This window comes from Mesorhizobium sp. M0590 (assembly GCF_040320905.1).
Lineage (GTDB): Bacteria > Pseudomonadota > Alphaproteobacteria > Rhizobiales > Rhizobiaceae > Mesorhizobium.
Genome location: NZ_JAMYQN010000011.1, coordinates 34,420 through 59,786 on the forward strand (window position 1 = coordinate 34,420; position 25,367 = coordinate 59,786).

General features: G+C 63.0%; 23 protein-coding genes. 7 read left to right on the plus strand and 16 right to left on the minus strand.

Annotated elements, in window-relative coordinates:
- Positions 1–3 precede the first annotated feature (3 nt).
- Genes NKI52_RS19025 through hmgA form a run of 4 tightly spaced genes read right to left on the minus strand, consistent with a single transcriptional unit; the run spans position 4 to position 3,588 of the window.
- Positions 4–297, minus strand: a complete 294-nt coding sequence (locus NKI52_RS19025) for a hypothetical protein (RefSeq protein ID WP_352699068.1) — start codon at positions 295–297, stop codon at positions 4–6.
- Positions 294–1,316 carry a fumarylacetoacetate hydrolase family protein gene (locus NKI52_RS19030; RefSeq protein WP_352699070.1) on the minus strand — a complete coding sequence of 341 codons (1,023 nt, stop codon included), beginning with the start codon at positions 1,314–1,316 and terminating at the stop codon, positions 294–296. Before NKI52_RS19030 ends, NKI52_RS19025 begins: the two co-directional genes overlap by 4 nt.
- 48 nt (positions 1,317–1,364) lie before the next feature.
- A complete protein-coding gene (locus NKI52_RS19035; protein WP_352699071.1) occupies positions 1,365–2,264 on the minus strand; it encodes an MBL fold metallo-hydrolase in 900 nt (299 codons plus the stop codon).
- A gap of 10 nt (positions 2,265–2,274) precedes the next feature.
- Positions 2,275–3,588 (minus strand): homogentisate 1,2-dioxygenase, encoded by a 1,314-nt coding sequence (gene hmgA / locus NKI52_RS19040; RefSeq protein WP_352699073.1) that lies wholly within the window; start codon positions 3,586–3,588, stop codon positions 2,275–2,277.
- A 144-nt stretch (positions 3,589–3,732) separates the two neighbouring features.
- Between hmgA and NKI52_RS19045 the strand changes: the two genes are divergently transcribed.
- Entirely contained in the window at positions 3,733–4,170 is a 438-nt protein-coding gene (locus NKI52_RS19045) for a MarR family winged helix-turn-helix transcriptional regulator (RefSeq protein ID WP_352699075.1), read from the plus strand.
- A gap of 210 nt (positions 4,171–4,380) precedes the next feature.
- Here the strand turns inward: NKI52_RS19045 and tdh are convergent, their stop codons facing one another.
- Together tdh and NKI52_RS19055 are read right to left on the minus strand one after the other, a co-directional pair.
- Entirely contained in the window at positions 4,381–5,415 is a 1,035-nt protein-coding gene (gene tdh / locus NKI52_RS19050) for an L-threonine 3-dehydrogenase (protein ID WP_352699077.1), read from the minus strand.
- A 67-nt stretch (positions 5,416–5,482) separates the two neighbouring features.
- Positions 5,483–6,670 carry a glycine C-acetyltransferase gene (locus NKI52_RS19055; RefSeq protein ID WP_352699079.1) on the minus strand — a complete coding sequence of 396 codons (1,188 nt, stop codon included), beginning with the start codon at positions 6,668–6,670 and terminating at the stop codon, positions 5,483–5,485.
- A gap of 265 nt (positions 6,671–6,935) precedes the next feature.
- On the opposite strand from NKI52_RS19055, the gene NKI52_RS19060 reads away from it, so the two are divergent.
- Positions 6,936–9,008 carry a putative bifunctional diguanylate cyclase/phosphodiesterase gene (locus NKI52_RS19060; RefSeq protein ID WP_352699081.1) on the plus strand — a complete coding sequence of 691 codons (2,073 nt, stop codon included), beginning with the start codon at positions 6,936–6,938 and terminating at the stop codon, positions 9,006–9,008.
- 21 nt (positions 9,009–9,029) lie between these two features.
- Here NKI52_RS19060 and NKI52_RS19065 read toward each other — a convergent pair whose 3' ends face one another.
- Positions 9,030–9,458, minus strand: a complete 429-nt coding sequence (locus tag NKI52_RS19065) for a MarR family winged helix-turn-helix transcriptional regulator (RefSeq protein WP_023674397.1) — start codon at positions 9,456–9,458, stop codon at positions 9,030–9,032.
- A gap of 117 nt (positions 9,459–9,575) precedes the next feature.
- On the opposite strand from NKI52_RS19065, the gene NKI52_RS19070 reads away from it, so the two are divergent.
- Positions 9,576–9,983: a hypothetical protein gene (locus tag NKI52_RS19070; protein ID WP_023674396.1), complete on the plus strand. Its 408-nt coding sequence runs from the start codon at positions 9,576–9,578 to the stop codon at positions 9,981–9,983.
- Between the two features lie 139 nt (positions 9,984–10,122).
- Here the strand turns inward: NKI52_RS19070 and NKI52_RS19075 are convergent, their stop codons facing one another.
- On the minus strand, positions 10,123–12,168 hold the full coding sequence (locus NKI52_RS19075; RefSeq protein ID WP_352699083.1) for an oxidoreductase: 2,046 nt from the start codon (positions 12,166–12,168) through the stop codon (positions 10,123–10,125).
- A 114-nt stretch (positions 12,169–12,282) separates the two neighbouring features.
- Here NKI52_RS19075 and queF point away from each other — a divergent pair, with 114 nt between their 5' ends.
- Positions 12,283–12,744, plus strand: coding sequence for a preQ(1) synthase (queF, locus tag NKI52_RS19080; RefSeq protein WP_023674394.1), 462 nt, complete (start codon positions 12,283–12,285; stop codon positions 12,742–12,744).
- A gap of 14 nt (positions 12,745–12,758) precedes the next feature.
- Here queF and NKI52_RS19085 read toward each other — a convergent pair whose 3' ends face one another.
- From NKI52_RS19085 to NKI52_RS19110, 6 genes are all read right to left on the minus strand, one after another.
- Positions 12,759–13,544, minus strand: coding sequence for an alpha/beta hydrolase (locus tag NKI52_RS19085; protein ID WP_352569803.1), 786 nt, complete (start codon positions 13,542–13,544; stop codon positions 12,759–12,761).
- A 110-nt stretch (positions 13,545–13,654) separates the two neighbouring features.
- Positions 13,655–14,839, minus strand: coding sequence for a mandelate racemase/muconate lactonizing enzyme family protein (locus tag NKI52_RS19090; RefSeq protein WP_352452277.1), 1,185 nt, complete (start codon positions 14,837–14,839; stop codon positions 13,655–13,657).
- An 11-nt stretch (positions 14,840–14,850) separates the two neighbouring features.
- Positions 14,851–15,408 carry a YqhG/Tai3 family protein gene (locus NKI52_RS19095; protein ID WP_352699086.1) on the minus strand — a complete coding sequence of 186 codons (558 nt, stop codon included), beginning with the start codon at positions 15,406–15,408 and terminating at the stop codon, positions 14,851–14,853.
- Between the two features lie 4 nt (positions 15,409–15,412).
- Positions 15,413–15,892 (minus strand): DUF3828 domain-containing protein, encoded by a 480-nt coding sequence (locus NKI52_RS19100; RefSeq protein WP_352699088.1) that lies wholly within the window; start codon positions 15,890–15,892, stop codon positions 15,413–15,415.
- A gap of 105 nt (positions 15,893–15,997) precedes the next feature.
- Positions 15,998–17,647, minus strand: a complete 1,650-nt coding sequence (locus NKI52_RS19105) for an ABC transporter substrate-binding protein (protein WP_352699090.1) — start codon at positions 17,645–17,647, stop codon at positions 15,998–16,000.
- Between the two features lie 41 nt (positions 17,648–17,688).
- Positions 17,689–19,239, minus strand: coding sequence for a trimethylamine methyltransferase family protein (locus NKI52_RS19110; RefSeq protein WP_352699092.1), 1,551 nt, complete (start codon positions 19,237–19,239; stop codon positions 17,689–17,691).
- 92 nt (positions 19,240–19,331) lie between these two features.
- Between NKI52_RS19110 and NKI52_RS19115 the strand changes: the two genes are divergently transcribed.
- On the plus strand, positions 19,332–20,234 hold the full coding sequence (locus NKI52_RS19115; RefSeq protein WP_352569797.1) for a LysR substrate-binding domain-containing protein: 903 nt from the start codon (positions 19,332–19,334) through the stop codon (positions 20,232–20,234).
- Positions 20,235–20,251: 17 nt separating this feature from the next.
- Here the strand turns inward: NKI52_RS19115 and NKI52_RS19120 are convergent, their stop codons facing one another.
- Positions 20,252–21,241 carry a zinc-dependent alcohol dehydrogenase family protein gene (locus tag NKI52_RS19120; protein WP_352569796.1) on the minus strand — a complete coding sequence of 330 codons (990 nt, stop codon included), beginning with the start codon at positions 21,239–21,241 and terminating at the stop codon, positions 20,252–20,254.
- Between the two features lie 103 nt (positions 21,242–21,344).
- Between NKI52_RS19120 and NKI52_RS19125 the strand changes: the two genes are divergently transcribed.
- Positions 21,345–22,247: a LysR family transcriptional regulator gene (locus NKI52_RS19125; RefSeq protein ID WP_352569795.1), complete on the plus strand. Its 903-nt coding sequence runs from the start codon at positions 21,345–21,347 to the stop codon at positions 22,245–22,247.
- Between the two features lie 88 nt (positions 22,248–22,335).
- Entirely contained in the window at positions 22,336–24,186 is a 1,851-nt protein-coding gene (mutL, locus tag NKI52_RS19130; RefSeq protein ID WP_352569794.1) for a DNA mismatch repair endonuclease MutL, read from the plus strand.
- 207 nt (positions 24,187–24,393) lie between these two features.
- Here mutL and NKI52_RS19135 read toward each other — a convergent pair whose 3' ends face one another.
- Positions 24,394–25,287, minus strand: a complete 894-nt coding sequence (locus tag NKI52_RS19135; RefSeq protein ID WP_352474383.1) for a DMT family transporter — start codon at positions 25,285–25,287, stop codon at positions 24,394–24,396.
- Between the last annotated feature and the right edge of the window lie 80 nt (positions 25,288–25,367).

Genomic DNA, 25,367 nt, shown 5'->3' on the forward strand with positions numbered 1-25,367 from the left:
ACTTCACGACGCGACCCGGAATAGCGACACACCCGCCCATAGAAGCGCAAACCCAGCCAAAACAATCAGCAGCAGCCCGATCATGCGCCGCCGCATGCCTTGCGTTTCCTGGTCCAGCGCGACATTCGTGTTGGTGACGGTGTGGAACATCATTGCCTTGCGCGGCAGGCCGCTGCGGTTGGTCAGTTCGGGCGAGCGCGTCTCGATGCGATAGCTCAGGCGGATCGCCAGGATGAAGATCGCCAGCAAGACAACGGCCCAGACACCGCACAGCAGGTAGAATGTCTCGCCCGTCATTCTCTTGCCCCCTCGTATTTCTCGACCTTCTGCTCGATGGCGCCGAAGATCGAATGCCCACCCCGGTCCTTCATCTCGATACGCACGCTATCGCCAAAGCGCAGGAACGGCGTTTTCGGTTCGCCGGTTTCGATGGTCTCGATCATACGCAGCTCGGCGATGCAGGAATAGCCGGCGCCGCCCGCCGAGACAGGCTTGCCCGGCCCGCCGTCGAGCTTGTTGGAGACGGTGCCCGAACCGATAATGGTGCCGGCGGCCAGCGGCCGCGTTTTTGCGGCATGGACAATCAGCGCCGGAAAATCGAAGGTCATGTCGATGCCGGCGTTCGCCCGGCCGAACGGTTTGCCGTTGAGATCGACCAGCAGCGGCAGGCTGACCTTGCCGCCGTCCCAGGCATCGCCCAGCTCGTCCGGCGTCACCGCAACCGGCGAAAAGGCCGATGACGGTTTCGACTGGTAGAAGCCGAACCCCTTGGCGAGCTCGGGTCCGGTCAGGCCGCGCAGCGTTACATCGTTGACCAGCATGACCAGCCGGATCGCCGCCCGCGCCTGGTCGAGGCCTGCACCCATCGGCACGTCGTCGACGATGACGGCGACCTCTCCTTCCATGTCGATGCCAAGGGTCTCGTCGGTCATGCGGATTGGGTCGCGCGGTGCGAGGAAAGCGTCCGAGCCGCCCTGGTAGATCAGCGGATCGGTCCAGAAGCTTGCCGGCATCTCGGCGCCGCGCGCCTTCCGCACCAGCTCGACGTGGTTCACATAGGCCGAGCCGTCGGCCCATTGATAGGCGCGCGGCAGCGGCGAATGAGCGTCATGCTCGTGAAAGCGGGCAGACGGCACCGCATTATTCTCAAGTGATTCGGCCATCGCAGCGAGATGCGGCGCGATCCGATGCCAGTCATCGAGTGCGGCCTGCAGGGTCGGCACCAGGAACGAAGCATCGGTAAACCGCGTCAGGTCGCGCGAGACGACGACGAGCTTTCCGTCGCGCGTCGCGTCCTTTAATGTGGCAAGCTTCATGCGGTTTCCTCTCCTGGCGCAGCTTTGGCGCTGCTTTGATTTTTTGTTCTACGCATGATCTCTTCCGAAAACCGGTTCCCACTTTTCGGGATCATGCTCCAGCCCCACAACAAGGCCGTCGCGGGCGATCGTCAAGTCGCCGGCCCATGTTTTCCTGACGGCGGCGATCCAGTCGGCCTCGCCGATCTCCGGATCGTCGGCCGGAATGAGGTGGTTGAGGACTAGCCTTTTGACGCCTGCGTCGCTGGCGATACGCCCGGCCTCCTCGGCAAAGCTGTGGCTGGCAAGCAGGTGCTCTCTCAGTCTTGCGCCGTTGCCGGTCTTCTCGACCAGCCGCTCGACACCCTCTTCCAGCATGGCCTCGTGGACCAGGATGTCGGCGCCTTCGGCGAAACCCGCCAATGGCGGATAGAACGCCGTATCAGACGAGAAGACGATGCTTTGCCCCGCATGATCGAAGCGCAGCGCAAAGCAATCCGTCACCGGCGGGTGGTCGACACGCAGCGCCGATATTTTGAGACCGCGCTCTTCCGTCACCTGGCCTTCACCAAACTCGACGATCGAAACCAGGTCGCGGAGATCCGGCCGCCCTTCATCGGCGATGCGGATCTCGATGTCGAACTCCATCGCCTGGCAAAAGCGCTGCCAATAATAGCCGGTGCCGGGCGGGCCGAATACGGTGACCTTTGTTGCCAGGCCGGCCGTCCATGCGGTGTGGATCAACGGTCCGAGTTCCAGCATATGGTCGGAATGCAAATGCGTGATGAAGATCAGGTCGAGCGCCTTAAGGCTGACACGGGCATCGGTCAGCCCGCGCGTCACGCCGAGCCCGCAATCGACGACGAGGGTGCGGCCGCCAATCTCCAGCAGTGACGAACTCGGCCACGGCCCGCCCGGCCGCAGCGCCGGGCCACCCTTCGAACCCAGAAGCACCAGACGATCCGTCATGCGACGGCGCTCAAGACCAGTCGCCCTCTGGCGTGCCGTTGAAGCGTTTCTTCAGGTCGGCCCAGCAGTCGATGTAATTGTCCTGTCGGGTTTCGAGCTCGGCGCCATAGCGGGTCACCATCTGCGGAAAGCGTGTCTCGAACATGAAGGCCATGGTGTTGTCGAGCTTGACCGGTTTCAGCTCCGCGCGCGAGGCTTTTTCGAAGCCAGACGCATCGGGTCCGTGAGCCAGCATCATGTTGTGCAGGCTGATGCCACCGGGCACGAAGCCCTCTTCCTTGGCATCGTACTGACCATGTATGAGGCCCATGAACTCGCTCATGATGTTGCGGTGATACCAGGGCGGCCGGAAAGTGTTTTCCGCCACAAGCCAGCGCGGCGGGAAGATGACGAAATCGATATTGGCGGTGCCTTCCTCGCCGCTCGGCGCGGTCAGCACGGTGAAGATCGACGGATCGGGGTGGTCGAACAGGATCGCACCGACCGGCGAAAAGGTCGCAAGATCATATTTGTAGGGCGAATAATTGCCGTGCCACGCCACCACATCCAGCGGCGAATGATCGATCTCGGTGACATGGAACTGGCCACACCATTTCGCGATCAGCCGACAGGGCGTGTCCTTGTCCTCGAACCAGGCGCAGGGCGTCTTGAAATCGCGCGGATTGGCCAGGCAGTTGGCGCCGATCGGGCCGCGATCCGGCAGCGTCAGCTTGGCGCCGTAATTCTCGCAGACATAGCCGCGCACTTCGGCATCCACCAGTTCGACCTTGAACACCAGGCCGCGCGGCAGCACGGCGATCTCGCCCGGCCTGAGTTCAATAGCACCCATCTCGGTGACGAAGCGCAAGGCTCCAATCTGGGGCACGACCAGCAACTCGCCGTCGGCGTTGAAGAAATGATCGTCGACCATCGAGCGATTGGCGACATAGACATGTGCCGCCATGCCGGTCTGGCCGAGCACGTCGCCGGCGGTGGTGATCGAGCGCATGCCGGCAATGAAATCGGTCGGCTCCTTCGGCATCGGCACGGGGCTCCAGCGATACTGGCCGAGTGCGAGCTGGTGGTCGCCGACATTCGGCGCGCTCTTCCACAGCGGATAATTCGCCGCTTTGAAGCGGCCGGTATGCCGTACGCTCGGCCTTATCCGATAAAGCCAGGAGCGCTCATTGGTGCCGCGCGGCGCGGTGAATGGAGAGCCCGAAAGCTGCTCGGCATAGAGGCCGTAGGCCGGCCGCTGCGGCGAGTTTCGCCCTTGTGGCAGCGAGCCCGGCAGAGTCTCGGTCTCGAAGTCATTGCCGAAACCCGGCATGTAGGAATAGGTCATGGAATCCTCCCGAATTCATAGTCCCGGAGCGTCCGAAGGGAAGCTCTGAGTTGACCAGACTGGTTTCATTTGTAACCATTGAAAATGTAACCATCAACAGTGATGTCTCGCAGGAGCCGCAAGCCTGCTCAGTCAAGGCCAATCATGGAAATCCTCGAACTCGAATCCTTCCTGCCTTACCGGCTCTACCGGCTTGCCGATGCGGTCAGCCGCGAGTTCTCAAGGATCTACAAGGACCGCCACGGCCTGACCCGGCCCGAATGGCGCACACTGGCCGGGCTTGGACAGCACGGCACGATGACGGCGACGGCGCTCGGCGAGCAATCGGCCATGCACAAGACCAAGGTTTCGCGCGCGGTCGCCGAGCTCGAACGACGCCGCTGGCTCAGCCGGACGCCTGACGAAAAAGACCGCCGTGTCGAGCATTTGGCGCTGACCAAGGTGGGCATTGCCGCCTATCGCGAGATGGTGCCGCTGGCGAAGGTGTTCGAACGGGAATTGCTGGCGAGATTGAGCGCAGATGAACGTACAGCAGTCGCGGAAGGGGTGGCCGCGCTTGAGACGGCTTTGTACGGGGATTAGGTCCTCAGCAACTTTTGATGCAGGCGGGACAGCACCCCCCTCTGGCCTGCCGGCCATCTCCCCCCTCGAGGGGGGAGATTGGACGTCGCTTCGGCTTTCGCCAATCTCCAAAGAAGAGCGATGTCGGCGAAGCTGCCAATCTCCCCCCTTGAGGGGGAGATGGCCGGCAGGCCAGAGGGGGGGTGCTGTCCCGCCGGCGTTTCTAATCGCCTACCAATCCATCACCACCTTGCCGGAATTGCCGCTCTTCATCGCCTCGAAGCCGGAAATATAGTCGTCGATGCCGATGCGATGCGTGATCAGGCCGCTGACATCGAGCGGGCCTTGCACCAGCGCGATCATCTTGTACCAGGTCTCGAACATCTCGCGGCCGTAGATGCCCTTCAGATGCAGCATCTTGAAGATGACCTTATTCCAGTCGATCTCGAAGCCGGTCGGCGCAATGCCGAGGATGGCAATCTTGCCGCCATTGTTCATGGTGTCGATCATGTCGCGGAAGGCGGGCGCCGCGCCTGACATTTCCAAGCCGACATCAAAACCCTCGGTCATGCCGAGCGCCGGCATGACATCGCGCAGCTTTTCCTTCGACGCATCGACGACATGCTGGACGCCGAGCTTTTTTGCCAGTGCCAGGCGCACCGGGTTGATGTCGGTGATGACTACTTTTCGCGCGCCGACGCACTGCGCCACCAGTGCGCCCATGATGCCGATCGGCCCAGCGCCGGTGACCAGCACGTCCTCGCCAACCAAGTCAAAGGACAATGCCGTGTGAACGGCATTGCCCAAGGGATCGAAGATTGCCGCGATCTCGTCCGGCACGTCGTCGGGGATCGGCACGACGTTGTGCTGTGGAATCGCAAGGTATTCGCCAAAGGCGCCCGGCCGGTTGACGCCGACGCCGAGCGTGTTGCGGCACAGATGCCCCCTGCCCGCCCGGCAGTTGCGGCAATGGCCGCAGACGATATGGCCCTCGCCGGAAACGCGCTGGCCGAGTTTGTACTCGGTCACCGCGGTGCCGAAATCGGCGACGGTTCCGACGAATTCGTGGCCGGTTACCATCGGCACCGGCACCGTCTTTTGCGCCCACTGGTCCCAATTATAAATGTGGACGTCGGTGCCGCAGATCGCGGTCTTCCTGATCTTGATCAGAACATCGTTTGGGCCGATTTCCGGCACCGGCACTTTTTCCATCCAGATGCCCGGCTCGGCCTTGGCCTTGACCAGCGCCTTCATCATGTTTGACATTCTTTTGTCCCCAGAACCTTAGTCGCTTGAATCTCTTGATCCGGAATCGCTTTTCGGTCCCGGCCGCTCAGGAAATCACGCCGAGTTCGCGACCGACTGCGGCGAACGCCTCAACCGCACGATCGATGTCAGCGCCGGAATGGGCGGCCGACATCTGCGTGCGGATGCGCGCCTGGCCCTTCGGCACCACCGGGAAAGAGAAGCCGATGACATAGATACCGCGCTTCAGCATCCGCGCCGCCATTTCCTGCGCCAGCGTCGCGTCGCCCAGCATCACCGGGATGATCGGATGGTCGGCGCCGGCCAGTGTAAAGCCGAGCCTGCCCATCTCGGAGCGAAACCGCGCTGCGTTGGCATATAGGCGCTGACGCAACGCATCGCCATTGCGGACCAGTTCGAACACCCGAATCGAGGCGCCGGCGATCGCCGGCATCAGCGTGTTGGAGAACAGATAGGGGCGCGAGCGCTGGCGCAGCCAGTCGACTACCTGCTTCCTGCCCGAAGTGTAGCCGCCCGACGCGCCACCCAACGCCTTGCCAAGCGTGCCGGTGATGATGTCCACCCTGCCCTCGACGCCGCAATGTTCGGCCGAGCCGCGGCCATTCCTGCCGACGAAACCAACTGCATGGCTGTCGTCGACCATCACCATCGCATCGTATTTGTCGGCGAGGTCGCAGACGCCCTTCAGATTGGCGATGATGCCATCCATAGAGAACACGCCATCGGTGGCGATCAGCCGGAACCGGCAGTCGCGCGCCTCTTTCAACCGCGCCTCCAGATCGGCCATGTCGTTGTTGGCGTAGCGGAAGCGCTTTGCCTTCGACAGCCGCACGCCGTCGATGATCGAAGCGTGGTTCAGCGCATCGGAGATGACCGCATCCTCCTCGCCGAGCAGCGTCTCGAACAGGCCGCCATTGGCGTCGAAGCAGGAGCCGTAGAGGATCGTATCCTCCATGCCGAGAAAGCCAGAAATCGTCGCCTCGAGCTGCTTGTGTTCTTCCTGCGTGCCGCAGATAAAGCGCACCGACGCCATACCGTAGCCGTAGCGGTCAAGCGCCTGCTTGGCCGCTTTCCGCAGTTCGGCGCTGTCGGCGAGGCCGAGATAATTATTGGCGCAGAAATTCAGCACCTTCTCGCCGCCGACCTCGATGTCGGCCGATTGGGTCGAGGTTATCACCCGTTCGGATTTGTAAAGGCCGGCCGATTTCAGTCCTTCAAGCTCGCTGTCGATGTGGGAAAGGAATGCTTCGGTCATGATCAGGCCCTGTTGAGATCGACGAGGACTGTCGCGCCGCGCGGACGAAAAATCCATCGCAAAAGCGACCGCTTCGGTGGCGGCAATGGCACGGCAGAGGCCACGATGTTCAAATGCGGAGGCGCCGCGAAAGATTGCAATAACCACTTTGCGGGTTTCCCGCCGCGGTCGCCGCCGCCGGCCTGCTGCCGTCCCAAACCTGTTAACACTTTGAAGCCAAAGGTTGTCGCACAAGAATTCGTTGGCGAGAGGGCCGCCTCAGAAAATGTCGCAGCAGCCGGTGCACGCCGTTTCAGGCAGGCTCATACTCCTGATCAAATCCGGCTACTGGCTGGCTCTGTTGATCATAGCCGCCATGGTCGTGGCCTCCTTCATCCTGCTGCAACAGGTGATGTCTACCCAACGGCACAATCAGGCGCTGCTCGATATCGTCAGCACACAGAAAGCCCTGTCGCAGCGCATCGTCTTCCTCGCCGGCGCGACAGGCAGCGCTTCACGCGACCAGCAGCCGGCCCTGGTTAGCGCGCTCAAGCAAGCGACGGTGGAGTTCGAGAAGAACTACGATCTGCTGCTCGAACGGACCGCCGCCGATCCGGCGTCGCCGGCAAGGTTCGATCCGAAATCGATCGAGAGCGTGCTTTTCGCCAAGCCGTACCATCTCGACTATTTCTCGGTCGGGCTTATCGCCAACGGCGAACGCCTGATCTCGTCATTCGAATCGCGGCTCAACATGGCCGGCAATGGTGGCTACAAAGGCGGAGAGGAGCGCGTCAACCTGAACGCTTCCGTTGCCAACGCAACATTGTCGGGCTATGCCGCACTTGGCCAGCGCATCAGCGCCTTTGCAGACCAGCGATCCGAAACACTTCTCGATCTTAACCGCACATTGTTCTACTCGACCATCGGCGTCATCGTGCTGGTGGCGCTTTTCATTTTCAGGCCAATGTCGAATGCCATCCTGCGCAGGACGCGCGAGCTGGTCGATGCGCGCAATTCCATGGCCTTTATCGCCGTGCATGACGGGCTGACCGGCCTGCACAACCGCACCTTCCTGACCGAGCATTTCGATACGCTGATCAATGCCGCGCAGCGACGGCGTGAACGGGTTGCCGTGGTGCAGTTCGATCTCGACCGGTTCAAGCAGATCAACGACACGTTCGGCCACGCCGCCGGCGATTATGTGCTGGTGGCGGCTGCGCAGCGCATGCGTGATTCGTGCCGTACGTCGGATCTCAACGTGCGGCTCGGCGGCGATGAATTCGTCATGATTCTCAACGGTGCCGGCAGCACCGAGGACATAGATACCGTCGCCTGGCGCATCCTGACCAAGCTCAACAAGCCGATCGTCTTTCGAGGCACGACGATCCATCCGGGCGTAAGTGCCGGGATTGCGGTCTACCCGATCGATGCCGACAATGCTCAGGACCTGCTCGTCCATGCCGATCTGGCGCTGTATTCCGCCAAGAAGCAGGGCGGCGGCAGCTTGTCGTTCTTCTCCGAGGAGCTGAGACGCGAACTCGATTATCGCAAGCAGCTCGAGCTCGACATCAGGACCGCCATCTCCGAGAAGGCGTTCGAAGTCTATTTCCAGCCGCAGGTGTCGCTGTCGAACGGCGCCATCAGCGGCATCGAGGCTCTGGTTCGCTGGAGACACGCCGAGCGCGGCATGATCGCGCCGGGCGAGTTCATTCCGATCGCGGAAAAATGCGGCTTGATGTCCGAGATCGGCCGCATCGTCATTGCCAAGGCGATCAACGAAGCAGCCGAATGGAACCGCGCAGGCATCGCCTTCGGACGGATCGCCGTCAATGTATCCGGCTCGGAGCTGCGCGAGACAGATTTCGAAGTCTTCCTGTTAGACATGCTGGAGAGGGCTGGCCTGCCAGCGCACAAACTATCGCTGGAGATCGTCGAATCCGTCATTCTCGACGACGAGAAGACCGGTATCGCGGCAAAGCTGCGGCACATCCGCGCCGCCGGCATCCATCTTGAGCTCGATGATTTCGGCACCGGCTACGCATCGCTCAGCCATGTCAATCCAAACGAGATCGATCGGCTCAAGATCGACCGCCGTTTCGTCCAGAACATCAACGAGAACAGCGGCAACACCAAGATCGTGCGTGCCCTCACCGAGCTCGCCCGCGGTCTCGGCATCTCGATCGTCGCCGAGGGCGCCGAAACCGAAGCCGAGCTCGACTCGCTGATGGCGATCGGCTGCGACCAGGTGCAAGGCTATTCCATCGCTTTCCCGATGCCGCCGGACAGCGTGCGCGAATGGCTGGTGGCGCGAACGCCCAAGAAGGCCAGGCTGACAGTGCTGCAGGGCTGCCGGGCGTAGATCCGTTTCCTAGCCTAATTTCTAACCCTCGACATTGGCCCGCAACGCGGCCAGCACCTGTGCAAACTCCGCCAGCCTGTCGTCGGACAGTCCTTTCCGCAGCCGCTTGTCGAAGGCTAACGCGGCGGTGCGCAATTTCAGGAACAGCGCTTCTCCGGCTTGGGTCAGCTCCACCTGGTGAACCCGGCGGTTCTCGGGATCGCGGCGGCGCATCAGCAGGCCTTGCGTCTCCATGGCGTTGAGGTGGTGGGTCAGCGTTGCGCCCCGGATGCCGATCATGCCGGCGAGCTCGCGTTGGTTGGCCAGCTCCCGCGACTTGACCGACAGCAACGTGACCCAGACCGGCAGCGTGCCGCCTGCCTCGACCAAGGCAGCGTCGAAAGCCTGCGCAACCAGCTTGGCGGTGCGCGCGAGATTCATCCCGATCGGCGGGCGGTCAAAGGGCGTCATGATCCGACACTAGAACAAGGGCAAAGCCTAAGGAACCGGCTCGAGCTTATGCGTTGACATCTAATCATTTGATATCTATCAATATGCCTGGCGGTGGGCAAGAGAGGATATGCGGTCATGCAATATGTCTACATCATCGTCCTCGGCCTTCACGTCATGGCGGGCGTGTTCTGGGCCGGCACCACCATCGCGGTCGCCCGCGAACCGGAGATCAGGGCGGAACGTTTCTTCCGGCCGCAAATGGGCGCAGCCGGCGTGGTTTTCCTCACTGGCTTGCTGCTGTGGTATTTCTTCCACAACGGCTCTTTCGGCTCGATGGAGAAGGTCTTGGCGCTGGGCATCTTGACGGCGTTAATCGCCGCCGGGGTTCAGGGCGCGCTGGTGGGTTCCGCCAGCAGGCAGTTGGCCGGGGCCGATGCGGCGAAGCAAACCCAATTGCGCGCCAAGATGACAAAAGGCGAACGCATCGCTGGCGGCCTGTTGGTCATCACCGTGTTCTGCATGGCCACCGCCAGGATGTTTTGAGCGTCCTGCCGCAATCGCAAGATCGTACGGTGCCCGGCGATAGCCGGCGGCGTGCGCGGCGCGCAGACCGGACCGACGTGCCTGGTGGCTCTCCGTACGGAGGTTCGGCTGCGCGCCACCAATCAATCCAAAATATTCCTCAGATCCGCAAGCCGAACCTGATGCCGTCATAGATTGCGGCGTGGATGTTGCGCGAGGCTACTGCATCGCCGATGCGGAAGAGCACGAAACCACTCTGCGGATTGCGCACCGGAAAGATGTCGCCGCCATTGACCAGTTTTTCGTAATCGATCGCGCCGGCGTTCTTCGACAGCGGCTTCAGCGCCAGGTAGAGATCGTCGAGCGGCAGCGTGCCGTGCTCGACCACCACCTGGTCGACGCGCCGCTCGCCGCGCCAGCCATCGGCGAAGTCGGAGGCGAGCTCGGCGATCAGCTGGTTGCCTTCGCGCCGCACAGAACGTAGCCGTGTGTTGATGGTCACCGTGACCCCCTTTTCCTGGAAGGCGCGCATGTAGGGCACATGATTCATGCCGCCCATTTCCGGGGCGAAGAAGCGCTCTGGTGAAACCAGCTCCAGCCTGGCGCCGCTATTGGCGATCAGTTCGGCGGCACCCATGCCCTGGTGGCCGCCGTTGTCGTCATAGAGCAGCACGTTCTCGGCCGGCTTGACGCTGCCGGCCATGATGTCCCAGCTCGAGGTGACGAGATCGTCGCCCGCCGTCAGAGGCGGGTTCTGCGGCAGGCCGCCAGTGGCGACCACCACCACGTCCGGCGACAGCGCCAGCACGTCGTCCGTCTCCGCCCATTTGTCGTAGCGGATCTCGACGCCCAGCCGGTCGAGTTCGGCCAGGCGCCAGTCGATGATGCCGATCAATTCCTTGCGGCGCGGGTTTTGCGTTGCCAGCCGCACCTGGCCGCCGGCCTGGCTCGATGCTTCCAGCACCGTCACCTGGTGCCCGCGCTCGGCGGCGACGCGCGCTGCCTCCAGCCCGCCGGCGCCGGCGCCGACGACGACCACCTTCCGCTTCGGTCCCTCGGTTTTCGGAATAATATGCGGGATATCAGCCTCGCGGCCCGTCGCCGCATTGTGGATACACAGCGCCTCGCCGCCCTCATAAATGCGGTCGAGGCAATAGGTGGCGCCGACGCAAGGGCGGATCTCGTGCTCGCGGCCTTCCATCACTTTTTTGACGATATGCGGGTCGGCAATGTGGGCGCGCGTCATGCCGACCATGTCGAGCTTGCCGGTGGCGATGGCGTGACGCGCGGTGGCGACGTCGGAAATCCGCGCCGCATGGAAGGTCGGGAATTTCGTCGCCGCTCTCACCTCCCCTGCGAAGTCGAGATGCGGTGACGAGCGCATGCCGGTCACCGGGATGACCTTGGTCAGCGCCGCATCGGTCTCGATCGAGCCACGGATGATGTTGAGGAAATCGACCTTGCCGGAGCCGGCCAGCCGCCTGGCGATTTCGACGCCCTCCTGTTTCGACAGGCCTTTCTCGAAATCCTCGTCGGCGACCATGCGGATGCCGACGACGAACTTTTCGCCGACCGCGGCACGCACTGCGTCGAGCACCATTCCGGTGAAGCGCAGCCGGTTGTCGAGCGAGCCGCCGAAATCGTCGTCGCGCTGGTTGGTGGCCGGCGACCAGAAACCGTCCATCAGATGGCCGTAGGCTTCGAACTCGATGCCGTCGAGGCCGGCAGCCTGGCAGCGCTGCGCGGCCGCCGCATAGTCGGCGACGATGCGCTCGATATCCCAGTCCTCGATAGTCTTGGGAAAGGCGCGATGGGCCGGTTCGCGCACCGGCGAAGCCGACAGGACGGGCAGCCAGTCGGCCTTGTTCCAACCGGTGCGGCGGCCGAGATGGGTGATCTGTATCATCACCATGCAATCGTGCTCGTGGCAGGCATCGGTAAGCTCGGCGAGCCATGGCACGATGCGGTCGTCATAGACATGCAGATTGCCAAAAGCGGCCGGGCTGTCGCGCGAGACGATCGCCGAACCGGCGGTCATGGTCAGCGCCATGCCGCCCTTGGCCTTTTCGGCATGGTAGAGCCGGTAGCGTTCCTTCGGCATGCCGTCCTCGGAATAGGCCGGCTCATGGCTGGTCGACATCACCCGGTTCTTCAGCGTCAGATGCTTGAGCCGATAGGGCTGGAGGAGCGGGTCGTTGCTAGTCATCGTCTTCCTGCTGTTTCAAATTGTGCTAATGAGCGGCAAATTTTTGTTTTTACGCATGTCGCTGTCCCAAAATCGCTGCGCAGTTTTGGGCGACATGCAGCAAGGAACCTGCTCATGACCGATACGAAAAACCTCACCCAGCTCGGCACCAACGTCGAGGCGCCACAGAGCCCTGAAGCGGCAGTCCTGGAAACCGTGCCGTTTTCGCGCGGCGACGGCCCGCCGGCCATCGTTCGCTTCACCTGCCCGGAATTCACTTCGCTCTGCCCGGTCACCGGCCAGCCGGACTTCGCCCATATCGTCATCGACTACGCACCCGATGCGCTGCTGGTGGAATCGAAGTCGCTCAAGCTGTTCATGACCTCGTTTCGCAACCATGGCGCCTTCCACGAAGAATGCACCGTCATGATCGGCCGCCGCATCATCGCCGCGACCAAGCCATTGTGGTTGCGCATCGGCGGCTATTGGTATCCGCGCGGCGGCATTCCGATCGACGTGTTCTGGCAAACCGGCGCGCCGCCGGAAGGTGTGTGGCTGCCCGACACCGGCGTCGCCCCCTATCGCGGGCGCGGCTAATCGGACGGAGCGGCTCACCTGATCCCGGTCCGGCACAGGTTGGTCTCCAGGAAAGGCATCACCGCGTCGCGGTACCGCTGTTGGTCATAGCGATAGAGATCAACATGCCGCGCGCCGTCGAACCAGACCAGCTTTGCGTCAGCGCCTGCCGCATCTTTCAACGCCAGTGTCTGGCTGCGAGCGACAAACGGATCCGAATTGCCTGCTAGCAGCAATATCGGCCGATCAATCGCGCCGATGCGATCGACCGGCCTGACATCATCTACCCCGAAGCCAAGGCGGAGCTGCATCTGCGCCAAGAGGATGGTCGCCTGTACGTCGCGCAACATAGGCAAGGGCGCTCGCAACGCCGTGGTTTCCAGCAAAGTCGCGTAGAGCTGCTCCAGGACATAGGCATCGGCATGCTCCTGCTGAGCGCCAAATACAAAAGCAGCCGCACCGAGCGACGAGCCGATGGCCGCCACCTTGCGACCGGCGAAGCGTTGCCGCGCAAAGGCGAGGATGCGGCTGGCGTCCTGCCGTTCGATGTAACCAAAGCCTCTGATATCGCCGCCGCTTTCGCCATGTCCCGACAGATCGAACAGCACGATCGAGTAGCCGCTTTCGAAAAGCAGCTTCGCTCTTGGAACCATGGCCAGCTTGTTTGAACCGCGTCCGTGTAACAGCACGATTGTTCCGCAACTGTCCTGCCGATCCGCCACCCAACCGGCAAGATCGGGCGCGCCCTCCTGCTTCAGAACGATGCGCTCCACCGGTAACCCCACAGGCAGCGTGAAGCTTTGCTGAGGCACGCGGGCCACCGCGCGGCTTCCTGCCTCCCAGGTGACAGCGCAGGCCAGGACGCAAACCGCCGCGAATAAAGCAACCACGACAGGACCTCTTCTCATCGATCGGTCACGTGCACTTCGCATCAGTTGAGCGGCAGCCGCCGGTAACGGCCGGGACTGTTCGGATCGCTGAAATGGTGCATCGGCCCGTGTTCGGCAAAGTGCGCTGACCAGCGTTTCATTGCCGCCGGGGCGAGTTCGACACCCAGCCCGTCACCTTCCGGCACGCGCACCGTGTTGGCGATCTGTTTGAACGGGCCGTCCTTGATCACGTCGCCGATCTGCCAGCGAAACAGGGATTGCGACGCCTCGGTGATCCATGGCGTTGCCGCCACGACGTGCAGATAAGCCGATGTCATGATGCCGAGATCGTTCGAATAGCACCAGAACCCCTTGCCCATCGCCTCACAGGCGGCGATGAATTTCAGAGTTTTCGATAATCCGCCGAGTGCTGCGAAATTGCAGACGAAGTAATCCGGCGCACCGAGCGCGACTGCCCGTCTGAGATCCGGGATGTGCGTGGAGAACGGAATGCGCGAATGCTGGCGCAGCGCTGCCATCTCCTCGAAGGTCGCGACCGGATCCTCGTAATTGCGGATGTTGAACGGCTCGATCTCGCCCAGCACCCAGCGCGCTGTGGTCAGCGACCACTGCATGTTGGAATCGAGTTTGATCTGCGCTTTATCGCCAAGCGCCTCGCGCAGCATGCGCACTGTCCTGATCTCGAGCTCGGGATCGCCCATGATCAGCTTGCCCTCGAAGATCGTCGAGCCGTGCTGTTCTCGCATGCCGAGACAGTAGTCGACGATCGCTTCGGCGGTCATCTCGCCGCCGGCTCCGCCTTGAGCGGGGCGAAAGGCGAAATATTCCGAAAACGGAATGTCCTTGCGCACCGCGCCGCCGAGCAGCTTGTAGAGCGGCATGCCGAAGACCTTGCCTCTTATATCCCACAGCGCCAGTTCGACGGCGCCGAACGCCACCGTGGCTGCATTCTCGCCGGTGTTGGCGGTAATCTGCCAGGGCGGCACGCAGCGCGCCTCGCAGTCGGCGATGTCGAGCGGATCGGCGCCAATCAGCGCCGGCGCGATCTCGGCCTTGATCACCTCGCCGAAATGCCACCATGGCGCCTCGCCCAGTCCGACCACGCCTTCGTCCGTCTCGACCTCGATGATCGATTTCGAGGCGCCGCCGTAGAGACCAGCCGTCCACCAAAACGGAGCATCGAGCGGGACGTTGACGTGGGTGACGCGGATGTTCGTGATCTTCATCGGTTCCGTTCTCACTCACACTGGTATTGACTTAGCGCCCATTCGCCGGTCACCGAGAGCAGGTCCGATATCTTCCATTCGCCGTCGACCTTTTTGAGCTTCCATTCCAGCCGGTGCGGATTGTCGGCGACGATGAAGGCGACGACGACCTTGGCCGAATCGCCTTTGATCGCTTCGATGGTCTTCAGGCTGTTGTCGATCTCCGCCTTGTCGTATTCGGAATTGTCAAGTGCCATGTTGGGATCGAGGCACTCGCCCTGCCCCGACTTCCGCAGCGCGTCGCTCTTGTCGAGCACCGACTTTGCCGGGTCGGTGAAATGGCCCCGCTGAGTCGGATCGACCTCGAGCCCGGCATGCTCGTAGAACGGCTTCACTACCGCGGTCGGCGAGCCCGGCTGCACCGGTGCGGCCGGCGCGTTTTCTGCCGGCGGCAACACTGCCGGCGGAGGTGCCGCACTGTCGGCCGGCGCGTTTGCGGGCGGCGCGCCGAACAGGCCCTGAGCGGCGGCGCTGCTCAATCCGGCCAGCAGGCACGCGGTCGCCAAAACCCAGGGACGGCAGCGAAGCACGGCGTCACTCCGGAGGCTGCCCGGCCAGGCATTCGAGCGCACTCAGCGTCCAGCCGCTGGTCTTCGAGGTAATGTCGGCGACCTTCCACTGGCCGTCGATCTTCTTCAACGACCAGACCATTTCGCGTTTGGAATCATCGCCTTCTGGAAAAAGGTTGAACGTCGCCGTCACCTCGGCGCTGTCGTCATCCAGCGTTTCGGCCAGCGTCAGCGTCTTGGCCACGGTCTTCTCGTCATAGTCCTGCGCATCGAGACCAGGGGCGAAGTCGATGCAGGGAACTTCATCCGGATGGTTCTTTGCCGCATTGTCGTTCAGTTCGAACAGTTTCGTCACCGGTGCGGTGAAGCGGTCGCGATATTGCGCATCGGCCTCGAATTTGACCGACGGGACATAAAAGAACTTCACGGCGTTGGCAGCAGGGCCGGCAAACGCGGCCGCCGGCAAGGCCATCGAAAGCGCGGCAACAAAAAGTGGCAGTTTCATGCGTTTCCCCGATTGTTCACTGACGGAAGCTATCAGTACCACGCATCTTGCCCGTCGGCTTTCTTGCGGTCCATGAAATCCTGCAACGCGTCCTCTGCTGGCAACTCAGGCGTTCAGCCAGACATTCTGGAGATCCATCTCGAAGGTTTGGTGGACACCGTAGTTCTTCACCTTCTCGTTCATGTGGCTGAACAGCTTCTGCCAAAACGGCTGAATGATGACGCCCGAATCCTGCAGGATCTGCTCGATGTCCTTCATGACCTCGCGGCGCTTTTCCACGTCGATGAGCGAAAGAGCCTGCTTGAGCTTGGCGTCGAAATCAGGGTTCGAGTAGCCGGTTTCGTTCCAGGCCTCGCCGGTGCGATAGCCGAGCGCCAACACCTGGACGCCAAGCGGGCGCATGTACCAGATGGTCATCGAATAGGGGTATTTCGTCCAGTCGTTCCAGAAGGTCGAACCCGGCAGCACGGTGCGCTTCACCTTGATCCCGGCATCGCGCAACTGGCCGGCAATAGCGTCGCCGGTGTTCTTTTGCCAATCGTCCTCGACGGTGATCAGTTCATGCTCGAAGTCGTCCTGCCCGGCATCGGCCATAAGCTTCTTGGCGCCCGCGGCGTCGCGTGTCTTCTTGGGCAGCGCGTAGTATTCCGGATGAATCGGGCTGACGTGGTGGTTTTCACCAACGGTGCCTCGCCCGGCGTAGCCAAGTTCGAGCACCGCTTTGTTGTCGACGGCCATCTGGAGGGCGTTGCGAACCCGCTTGTCGTCATAGGGCTTGTTCATGATGTTGGTCCGGGCGACGAGCGTGGTCGCTGTCGCGACCTCCGATTTTACCAGCCCCATCTTGTCGAGAATGTCTATGAAGTCGGCAGGCGTCTCGAAGTTGAGATCGATTTCGCCGGAGTCGAACGCATTTATCGAGGCGTTGAAATCGGTTCCGTAGTCGATGAATTCGACGCCGTCGAGAAGCGCTTCACCGCCCCACCATTTGCCATTCTCACGACGCTTGACGACCGCTTTCTGGCCGACCGCATAAGACACCATTTCGAACGGCCCGGTGCCAATTGGCTTCTCGATCGGATTGGCGCCGTCGGCGTCGAAGTTGCGATGGACCACCAGCGCCGGATAGTCGGTGAAGTTCGGGATCAGCGAGATGTCCGGTTCGTTCAGCTTCAGCTTCACCGTGTTGTCGTCGACCTTGGTGATCGCCCCTTTCCTGGCCTTGCCGGTCTTTGCATCGATCAGCGCACCGACGCGCGCGGCCATCGAATTGCCGGCGGCAGCCTTCTCGCACCAGCGCGTCAGATTGTAGGCCACGTCATCGGCGTTGAAAGCATCGCCGTTGTTCCAGGTAATGCCCTTGCGCACATGCAGCACGTATTCGGTGGCGTCGTCGTTGACCTCCCAGCTTTCGAGCAGAACCGGCTCGAATGTGAACTGGCGGGTGTAGCGGACAAGCGGCTCGAGCCAGCAGCGTGAAATGTTCGCAAGTTCCACCCAGTCGTAGGTGCGCGGGTCCTTTTGCGCCTTCACCGACATCGAAACGTGCAGCGTTCCGCCTTTCTTCGGCTCTTCAGCCAAAGCCCGCTCCGGCACGGCAAGTCCAATCATGCCGTAGGCAAGGGCCGTCGATGCGCCGAAAGCGCTTGCCAGGGCCAGAAACTCCCGCCGGTCGACGCGACCGGCGCGCGCCTCGCTGGCCATTGCTTCGATGGCGCTCGGTACGCGATCGCCGTTGCTTCTGAAGAGTGTCATTTTTTCCTCCCTTATGGTTCGCATCGGGTCTTCGCCCCTGATCAACTAACGCTGTCCGGCAGTTTCTCCTCGCGCCGCGCAATCAAATCTTTGAGACCATCGGCGATGCCCTCATCGAGCTTCGGCTCCTCATAATCGGCGAGCATGTTGCGCGCTTTCTCGCGGCCGCGGGTGTCGTGGTCCTTTGCTCCTTCCGCCTTCCACTGTTCGAACGAATTGAAGTCCATGATGCTCGGTATGAAGAAGGCGGACTCGAAATGTTCAAGCGTGTGCTGGGTGCCGAGGAAATGGCCCTGCGGTCCGACCTCGCGGATAGCCGCCATAGCCTCCTTGAAATCGTCGAATGGCAGCCCGCCAGCATATTTGTACCAGCCGACAAGCTGCTCGCAGTCGGTGGCAAATTTCGAATAGCCGCAGGTCAGGCCGGCCTCGAGCCAACCGGCAGAGTGCCAGATGTAGTTGGCGCCGGCAAGGATGGCGGCATGCATCAGCATGTTCGCCTCGTAGCCCGCCTGGGCGTCGTTCAGCTTCGAGCCGACATGGAAACCGGACGTGCGCCACGGCAGACGATACTTCCGCGCCAGCGCGCCCATGAGATACATCATCTGGGCCGCCTCCGGCGTGCCGCCCATGGGAGCGCCGGTCTTCATGTCGACCGTCACCATGAACTGTCCGTAGATCTGCGGCGAACCCGGACGCAGGAGCTGTGTGAACGCGACGCCCGCCAGCGCTTCGGCATTGACCTGCGCGACCGCACCGACGGCAGAGGCCGAAGTCGAGGCGCCGCAAAGGGCGAAGGGGGCGAGGATCAGCGGCTGGTTGTGGCGCGCATAGACTTTCATCGCGTCCAGCATGGTGGCGTCCCACACCAGCGGCGAATTGCAGTTGGTGATCGACACCAGGACCGGGTTGTCGCGGACATAGTCCTCGCCGAACACGATGCCTGCCATCGCCATCGTGTCTTCGGCTCGATCCCTGGAGGTCACGATGCCCATGAACGGCTTGTCGGAGTGCTTCAGCGCCGAATGGATGATGTGGAGGTGACGTTTCGGCACCGCGATTTCCATCGGCTCGCAGATGATCGAGCTCGACGAATGCAGCGCCGGCGCCATGTAGGCGAGCTTGTGGAAATTGTTGAGGTCGGCGAGTGTGCCGTAGCGCCTGTTGTTGTCGAGGTCGCGTACGTAAGGCGCCCCGTACATCGGCACGAAGATGGAGTTGTTTCCACCCACACGTACGGAACGCTGAGGATTCCTCGCATTGAGCGTGAACTCCGACGGGACCTTCGAGATGAGCTCCACCAGCAGGGCGCGGTCGATCCGGACCCTTGTCTCCGAGACATCGGCGCCCGCCGCCTTCCACATTGCGATCGCTTCGTCGTCGCGGAACTCGCATCCGACTTCTTCGAGGATGGAGAGCGACTCCTGGTGGATCAGCTCAACCGCCTCGTCCGGAACCATCTGATAGACGGGAATCTGGCGGACCAGGGTTGGAAACGACGCTATGGGTGCGCCCCGCAGCGCCTTGCGCCCCAGGCGGCCACCGCTGCGGCGGTTGGTGTGTTCGCTCACTTCAACGGCCGGTGCGTTCATGAAGGCTCCATATTCCTGTTGGTGACCAATCTAGCCAGACAAAATGCAGCTGTGACGCTGGAAAATCCTGATCTCTTGTATAAGCTCAGCTTATGCGAAGCTTGCGCCACCTGCTGCCGTCGGCCGGCAGCCTGATCGTTTTCGAGGCCGCCGGGCGGCTGTCGAGCTTTACCGCCGCCGGGCGCGAGCTCGGCATGACGCAGGCTGCCGTCTCCTATGCGATCCGTGGGCTCGAAGAGCAGCTCGGCGCGAAACTCTTCCAGCGCCGCCACCGGCAAGTCAGCCTGACCGAGGCCGGCGACCGCTTCCATGCCGACGTCTCGCTCGGCCTGTCGCACATTCGCAAGTCGGCGGAGGATCTGCGCCAGATCGCCGTCGGCGCGCATGTGACGCTCGCGGCCTCGACCGCCTTCGCCTCGTTCTGGATGATGCCGCGCCTGCAGCAGTTTCGCGACGAATTGCCGGGCATCGACCTGCGCATCCAGACCGCCGACCGCGATCTCGACATCATCGCCGAAGACATCCCGCTCGGCGTCCGCGGCGGCGAGCCCAGGGAATGGCCGGATTATCATTCGCTGCCGCTGGCCGATGAGGTGATATTCCCCGTTGCCGGCGTTAGTTACGTGGCACGGTTCGGGCTGCCGGAGCGTGTCGCGGACCTTCAATCGCACCGCCTCATCCATCTTGAAGAGCCGTTTCGCGAGGCCGCGAGCTGGGACGAATGGTTCGCCTCGGCCGGTGTCGACATCGCCGATGCCGGACGCGGCTTGCGCATCAACGACTATGCGCTGGTGATCCAGGCAGTCATGGAAGGGCAAGGCATCGCGCTCGGCTGGGGTCACCTCGCCGAGCGGCTGCTGGCATCAGGGCTGCTGGTGCGCGTCACCGGCCACACGATGACGACCGGCAAGGGCTTTCATGTCATCTGGTCGAAGAACCGCGAACTCAGCGACAACGCCCGCAAGGTGCGGGACTGGCTGGCGGCGCAGGCGTGAGGCCGATAAATGCCCGGTCAAACGGTCACGACGATCTTGCCGAACTGTTCGTTCGATTCGAGATAACGGTGCGCCTCGACGATCTGGTCGAACGGAAAGGTTCGGGCGATTGCCGGCTTCAGCGAACCCGAGCTCAGTCCGTCAAGGATGAACGCCTTGGCGGCCTGCAGCCGGACCCGATCGCGCACGATCTCATGGACGAGATAGCCGCGCAGCGTCAGCGTCTTGGCCAGCACTGCAGGTAGCGGAAAGGGGGTCGGGTCGGGGCTCAAGCCGCCATATTCGATGAGAATGCCATCCCGTGCCATCGCTGCCGTCAGAGGCTCGAAGATCGGCCCGCCGACCGCGTCGAACACCACGCGCACGCCGTCCGGGCCGGCGATTCGCTTCAGCCTGGCTTCCAGGTCCTCCTCTGCCGAGGCGATGACGTGGGCCGCGCCGAACTCAAGCAAAGCCCGCTTCTTGGCAGATGTCCGTGTGACCGCGATCGGGGTCGCGCCAATCATGTTGGCGATCTGGATCGCGGCAAGTCCGACGCTGCTCGAGGCCGCGGTAATGACAACAAAGTCCTCGCTTTGGAGGTTGGCAATGTCGATCAGCGCACCGTAGGCCGTGAGATATTGCATCCACGCGGCGGCGGCCTCTTCCCAGCTCAGCGATGGCGGGTGCTTGACGACGAGCTCGGCGGGATATGTGGCAATCTCACCATAGGCAGGCCAGCGGACCATCGACAATGGCGGCACGATGCTGACGGCATCGCCCGGCGCAAACCCGTCCACGCCTTCGCCGACCATCTCGACGATACCCGCCGCCTCGAGCCCAAGACCGGAAGGCAACGGCGCGGTCTGGATGTAGGTCCCCGAACGCAGCAGCGCCTCGGCGCGGTTTATGCCCAACGCCTTGACGCGTATCTGAATCTCACCGCTCGCGGGCGCAGGCGTGTCAACATTCTCGATGCGCAGGACCTCGGGACCACCGAGCTCATGAAAGCGAACGACACGTGCCATCGGTCACAACTCCAAAATATTTGAACTGAATCAGCTATGCCAGCGCTCATCAGGCGGATAAATAGTCGCTTGAGTAGATCAGCAGAAACTATAGGTTTTGAATATGGATCGCCTTACGAGCATGGCCGTGTTCGTCAAAGCCGTCGACCTGGGCTCGTTCGCAGCCGCGGCGGCGGCTCTCGATCTGTCCGGGCCGATGGTCGGCAAGCATGTCCGGTTTCTCGAGGAGCGCCTGAGCGTGCGCCTCATCAATCGGACCACGCGTCGCCAAAGCCTGACCGATTTCGGGCGCGCCTATTATGAACGCTGCCGGCTGGTGCTTGCCGAAGCGGAGGCCGCGGATGCACTCGCCGCCGACCAGCTTGCCGAACCGCGCGGAAAACTGCGTGTCCTCATGCCGGTGCATTTCGGCCGGCGCTGCGTTGCCCCGATCCTGTTCGGGCTTGCGCAGCAATATCCGGCGCTGGAACTTGACCTGTCGTTCAGCGACGCCCTCGCCGACCTCGCCGAGGACGGCTGCGATCTTGCCATTAGAACGGGCGACCTGGAGGACCAGGCCGGGGTAATGGCACGTCGCATCGCGCGCCAGCACATGCTCGTCTGCGCATCGCCGTCCTATCTCGACCGGCACGGCCGGCCGCAGCAAATAGATGACCTCGGCAGCCATCACGCGATCATCTACCGCCGTTCCGGGCGTGCCGTTCAGCCGTGGCTGTTTCCGCGCAACGGCCACCCCGCGATTGAGGTCAGGCCCGTCAGCAGATTGGGGCTCGACGATCTCGATGCCATCGCCGATGCCGCGGCCGCCGGCATGGGGCTCGCCTGGCTGCCATACTGGATGGTTCGCGAGCGCATTCAGGCGGGCGTACTTGTCCCGCTGCTGCCGGAACAGCCACGGTTTCTCTATGACGCCCATGCGCTGTGGTTGCAGACGCCTCACCTGCCGATGAAAGTCCGTCTTGCCGTCGATGCACTGGCGGCAGCGCTGCCCAAGCTCATGACTTGAAGTGCACGAGCGGCCAGTCGCGATCAGCTGCGTGGATTTCCTCAATTCCGCCCTCCCGCATCGACCACGAATCCGCCTATAGTGCCCCATGCCGATCCGCCAGCTTTCCGAAACGATGATCAACCAGATCGCCGCCGGTGAAGTCATCGAGCGTCCGGCAAGCGTGGTCAAGGAACTGGTCGAGAACGCGCTGGATGCAGGCGCTACCAGAGTCGAGATCGTCACCGCCGGCGGCGGGCTGAACCTGATCCGCGTCAGCGACGACGGCTCGGGCATTCCGGAAAAAGAACTGGCGCTGGCGATCGCGCGCCATTGCACCTCCAAGCTCGCCGACAACATTCACGACATCCGTTCGCTCGGCTTTCGCGGCGAGGCCTTGCCGTCAATCGGCTCGGTGGCGCGGCTGTCGATCCGCTCGCGCACCGCGTCCAGTGAAAACGCCGCCGAGATTGGTATCGACGGCGGCCGCGTCTCCGCGGTCAGGCCGGCGGCGGCCAATCGCGGAACCACGGTCGAGGTGCGCGACCTGTTCTTCGCCACGCCCGCAAGGCTCAAATTCATGAAGGGCGAGCGCGCCGAAAGCACGGCCATCGGCGACGTGGTCAAGCGCATCGCCATCGCCTTTCCCGCCGTGCGCTTCACCCTGGCCGGCCCGGACCGCTCGACGCTGGAACTGCCGGCGACCGACGACAGCCCGGAAGGCCGGCTGCGCCGGGTGGCGCAGGTGATGGGCGCCGACTTTCCGGACAATGCGATCGCCATCGACGCGATGCGGGACGGCGTGCATCTCGCCGGCCATGTCTCGGTCCCCTCCTTCACCCGCGCCAACGCGCTGCAGCAATACGCCTATGTCAACGGCCGTCCGGTGCGTGACAAACTGATCGCCGGCGCCATTCGTGGCGCCTTCGCCGACGTGCTGCCGCGCGACCGCCATGCCGTCACCGTGCTGTTCCTGAGGCTCGATCCGGCGATCGTCGACGTCAACGTCCATCCGGCCAAGGCAGACGTGCGCTTCCGCGACCCGGGGCTGGTGCGCGGGCTGATCGTCGGCGCCATCCGCGAAGCGCTGGCCAATGCCGGCATCCGCGCCGCCACCACCGGGGCCGCCGGCATGATGACCGCGTTCCGGCCAGGCGCCGCATCCTATGCGCATGGCGGCCCGGCCAACGGTCACCGCAGCTACGAGGCCGCCTATCGGGCATCGGGCTTTTCCGGGTTCGATCCTGCCCGTTCGCCGCAGCGGCCGCTCAATATGGGCGACGGGTTCGGCGAGGACGAGCAGGCGGCCTTCGACGCCGGGCCGCTGCACAGCGCCGATGCGCGCGCCGGGCAAAACGAAGCGGCGGAAACGCTGCTCGGCACGGCGCTGGGCGCGGCGCGCGCGCAAGTGCACGAGAATTATATCGTCGCCCAGACCAGGGATTCGCTTGTCATCGTCGACCAGCATGCGGCGCATGAGCGGCTGGTCTACGAGGCCTTGAAGAACGCCCTCCACTCACGCGCGGTGCCGTCGCAGATGCTGCTGTTGCCCGAGATTGTCGATCTGTCGGAAGAGGATGCCGAGCGGCTTGCCAGGCATTCCGAGACGCTGGCCCGCTTCGGCCTCGGCATCGAGCGCTTCGGCCCCGGTGCCGTCGCGGTGCGCGAGACGCCGTCGATGCTCGGCGAGACCAACGTCCAGCAACTGGTGCGCGACCTCGCCGACGAGATCGCCGACAACGACACGGTCGACACGCTGAAGGAGCGGCTGGACAGAATAGCCGCGACCATGGCCTGCCACGGCTCGGTGCGTTCCGGCCGCCTGCTCAAACCGGAAGAGATGAACGCGCTGCTGCGCCAGATGGAGGCGACGCCCGGCTCCGGCACCTGCAACCACGGCCGCCCGACCTATATCGAGCTCAAGCTGGCGGATATCGAGCGACTGTTCGGGCGGCGATAAGGAACTCGCAGGGCGCAGCCCCCACCCGGACCTTCGGTCCGACCTCCCCACAAGCGGGAGGTAGGGAGCCCTACCCGCCGACGCCTCGCGAGGAGCTTACCCTCCCCCTTGTGGGGAGAGTCGCTGCGAAGCAGCGGGGTGGGGGGTACGAAAAGAGCCGCTGTACAGCGGCTCTTTTCGAGTCAGGCACAGCCCCAAACCCTTTGCTCACCTCTTCAAATTCACCACGATGACGCCGCCCAGCGCCAGCGCGCCGCCGAAGATGCCAAGCAGCGTCGGCACCTCGCCCAGCCAGAAGAAGCCGATCAGCGTCGCCATCGGCGACACCAGATAGAGGAAGTTCGAGGCACGCGCCGCGGGCAGGCGGGAAAGCGCTGTTGCCCAGGCAGCGTAGGCGATCAGGCTGGGTACGATGCCGAGAAAGATGACGGCGCCGAGCCCGGCGGTGTCGGCGACCGCCGCCTGCGCCAGACCGCTCGGCAGGAACGGCGACAGGCAGAGCGCGCCAAGCACCATGTTCGAGGCCGAGATCGTCAGCGGGTGATGGTGGGCAAACAGCGGCTTCTGGACGATGGTGTTGACGGCCGAGCACAGCGCCGAGCCGAGGACAAGCAGCGCACCATTGTTGAAATGCAGCCCTTGCCCCTCGCCCATGGCGATGATCCCGATACCGGCGAAGGACAGGAATGTGCCGGCCCAGGCGAGGCCCGAGAAGCGTTCGCCGAGCAGCGCCATGGCCATGATGGCGGTGAAGATCGGGCTGACATTGATGATGAAGCCGGCCGCACCGGCCGAAACGGTCAGCTCGCCGAAATTGAGCATCACCGTGTAGAGCGCGACGAAGACGGCACCACCGAAGACAAAGCGCCAGAGTTCATCGAGCCTGGGCAGCGCCGGCCGCTTGACCGCGAGGAAGATCGCCGCCGGAACCGCGGCGATGGCAAAGCGCAGCGCGCCAAGTTCCAGCGGCCCGAAAGCGGCAAGGCCGGCGCGGATCGCCGGAAAGGCGGAGGCCCAGCCGACCACCGTCAGCGCCACCGCGATGGCAGCCGTGGCATCCATGCGCTGTGTCGTATTCAACGTGCCGGTGTAAGCGCTCATCTGGGTGTCCTCGCGATCCAATGCCATGAAGTAGAGAAACGCTATTGCGGGTCGGTTGACAAACGAACAAATCGAGCATC

Bases quoted from the DNA above. Each gene is read 5' to 3' on its own strand.
- NKI52_RS19055 (WP_352699079.1), bottom strand. From the start codon at position 6,670: ATGACCGAAGCATTCCTTTCCCACATCGACAGCGAGCTTGAAGGACTG.
- NKI52_RS19035 (WP_352699071.1), bottom strand. From the start codon at position 2,264: ATGACGGATCGTCTGGTGCTTCTGGGTTCGAAGGGTGGCCCGGCGCTG.
- NKI52_RS19025 (WP_352699068.1), bottom strand. From the start codon at position 297: ATGACGGGCGAGACATTCTACCTGCTGTGCGGTGTCTGGGCCGTTGTC.
- NKI52_RS19135 (WP_352474383.1), bottom strand. From the start codon at position 25,287: ATGAGCGCTTACACCGGCACGTTGAATACGACACAGCGCATGGATGCC.
- NKI52_RS19070 (WP_023674396.1), top strand. From the start codon at position 9,576: ATGCAATATGTCTACATCATCGTCCTCGGCCTTCACGTCATGGCGGGC.
- queF (WP_023674394.1), top strand. From the start codon at position 12,283: ATGACCGATACGAAAAACCTCACCCAGCTCGGCACCAACGTCGAGGCG.
- NKI52_RS19115 (WP_352569797.1), top strand. From the start codon at position 19,332: ATGCGAAGCTTGCGCCACCTGCTGCCGTCGGCCGGCAGCCTGATCGTT.
- mutL (WP_352569794.1), top strand. From the start codon at position 22,336: ATGCCGATCCGCCAGCTTTCCGAAACGATGATCAACCAGATCGCCGCC.
- NKI52_RS19060 (WP_352699081.1), top strand. From the start codon at position 6,936: ATGTCGCAGCAGCCGGTGCACGCCGTTTCAGGCAGGCTCATACTCCTG.
- NKI52_RS19030 (WP_352699070.1), bottom strand. From the start codon at position 1,316: ATGAAGCTTGCCACATTAAAGGACGCGACGCGCGACGGAAAGCTCGTC.
- tdh (WP_352699077.1), bottom strand. From the start codon at position 5,415: ATGTCAAACATGATGAAGGCGCTGGTCAAGGCCAAGGCCGAGCCGGGC.
- NKI52_RS19110 (WP_352699092.1), bottom strand. From the start codon at position 19,239: ATGAACGCACCGGCCGTTGAAGTGAGCGAACACACCAACCGCCGCAGC.
- NKI52_RS19090 (WP_352452277.1), bottom strand. From the start codon at position 14,839: ATGAAGATCACGAACATCCGCGTCACCCACGTCAACGTCCCGCTCGAT.
- NKI52_RS19120 (WP_352569796.1), bottom strand. From the start codon at position 21,241: ATGGCACGTGTCGTTCGCTTTCATGAGCTCGGTGGTCCCGAGGTCCTG.
- NKI52_RS19105 (WP_352699090.1), bottom strand. From the start codon at position 17,647: ATGACACTCTTCAGAAGCAACGGCGATCGCGTACCGAGCGCCATCGAA.
- NKI52_RS19125 (WP_352569795.1), top strand. From the start codon at position 21,345: ATGGATCGCCTTACGAGCATGGCCGTGTTCGTCAAAGCCGTCGACCTG.
- hmgA (WP_352699073.1), bottom strand. From the start codon at position 3,588: ATGACCTATTCCTACATGCCGGGTTTCGGCAATGACTTCGAGACCGAG.
- NKI52_RS19075 (WP_352699083.1), bottom strand. From the start codon at position 12,168: ATGACTAGCAACGACCCGCTCCTCCAGCCCTATCGGCTCAAGCATCTG.
- NKI52_RS19045 (WP_352699075.1), top strand. From the start codon at position 3,733: ATGGAAATCCTCGAACTCGAATCCTTCCTGCCTTACCGGCTCTACCGG.
- NKI52_RS19065 (WP_023674397.1), bottom strand. From the start codon at position 9,458: ATGACGCCCTTTGACCGCCCGCCGATCGGGATGAATCTCGCGCGCACC.
- NKI52_RS19100 (WP_352699088.1), bottom strand. From the start codon at position 15,892: ATGAAACTGCCACTTTTTGTTGCCGCGCTTTCGATGGCCTTGCCGGCG.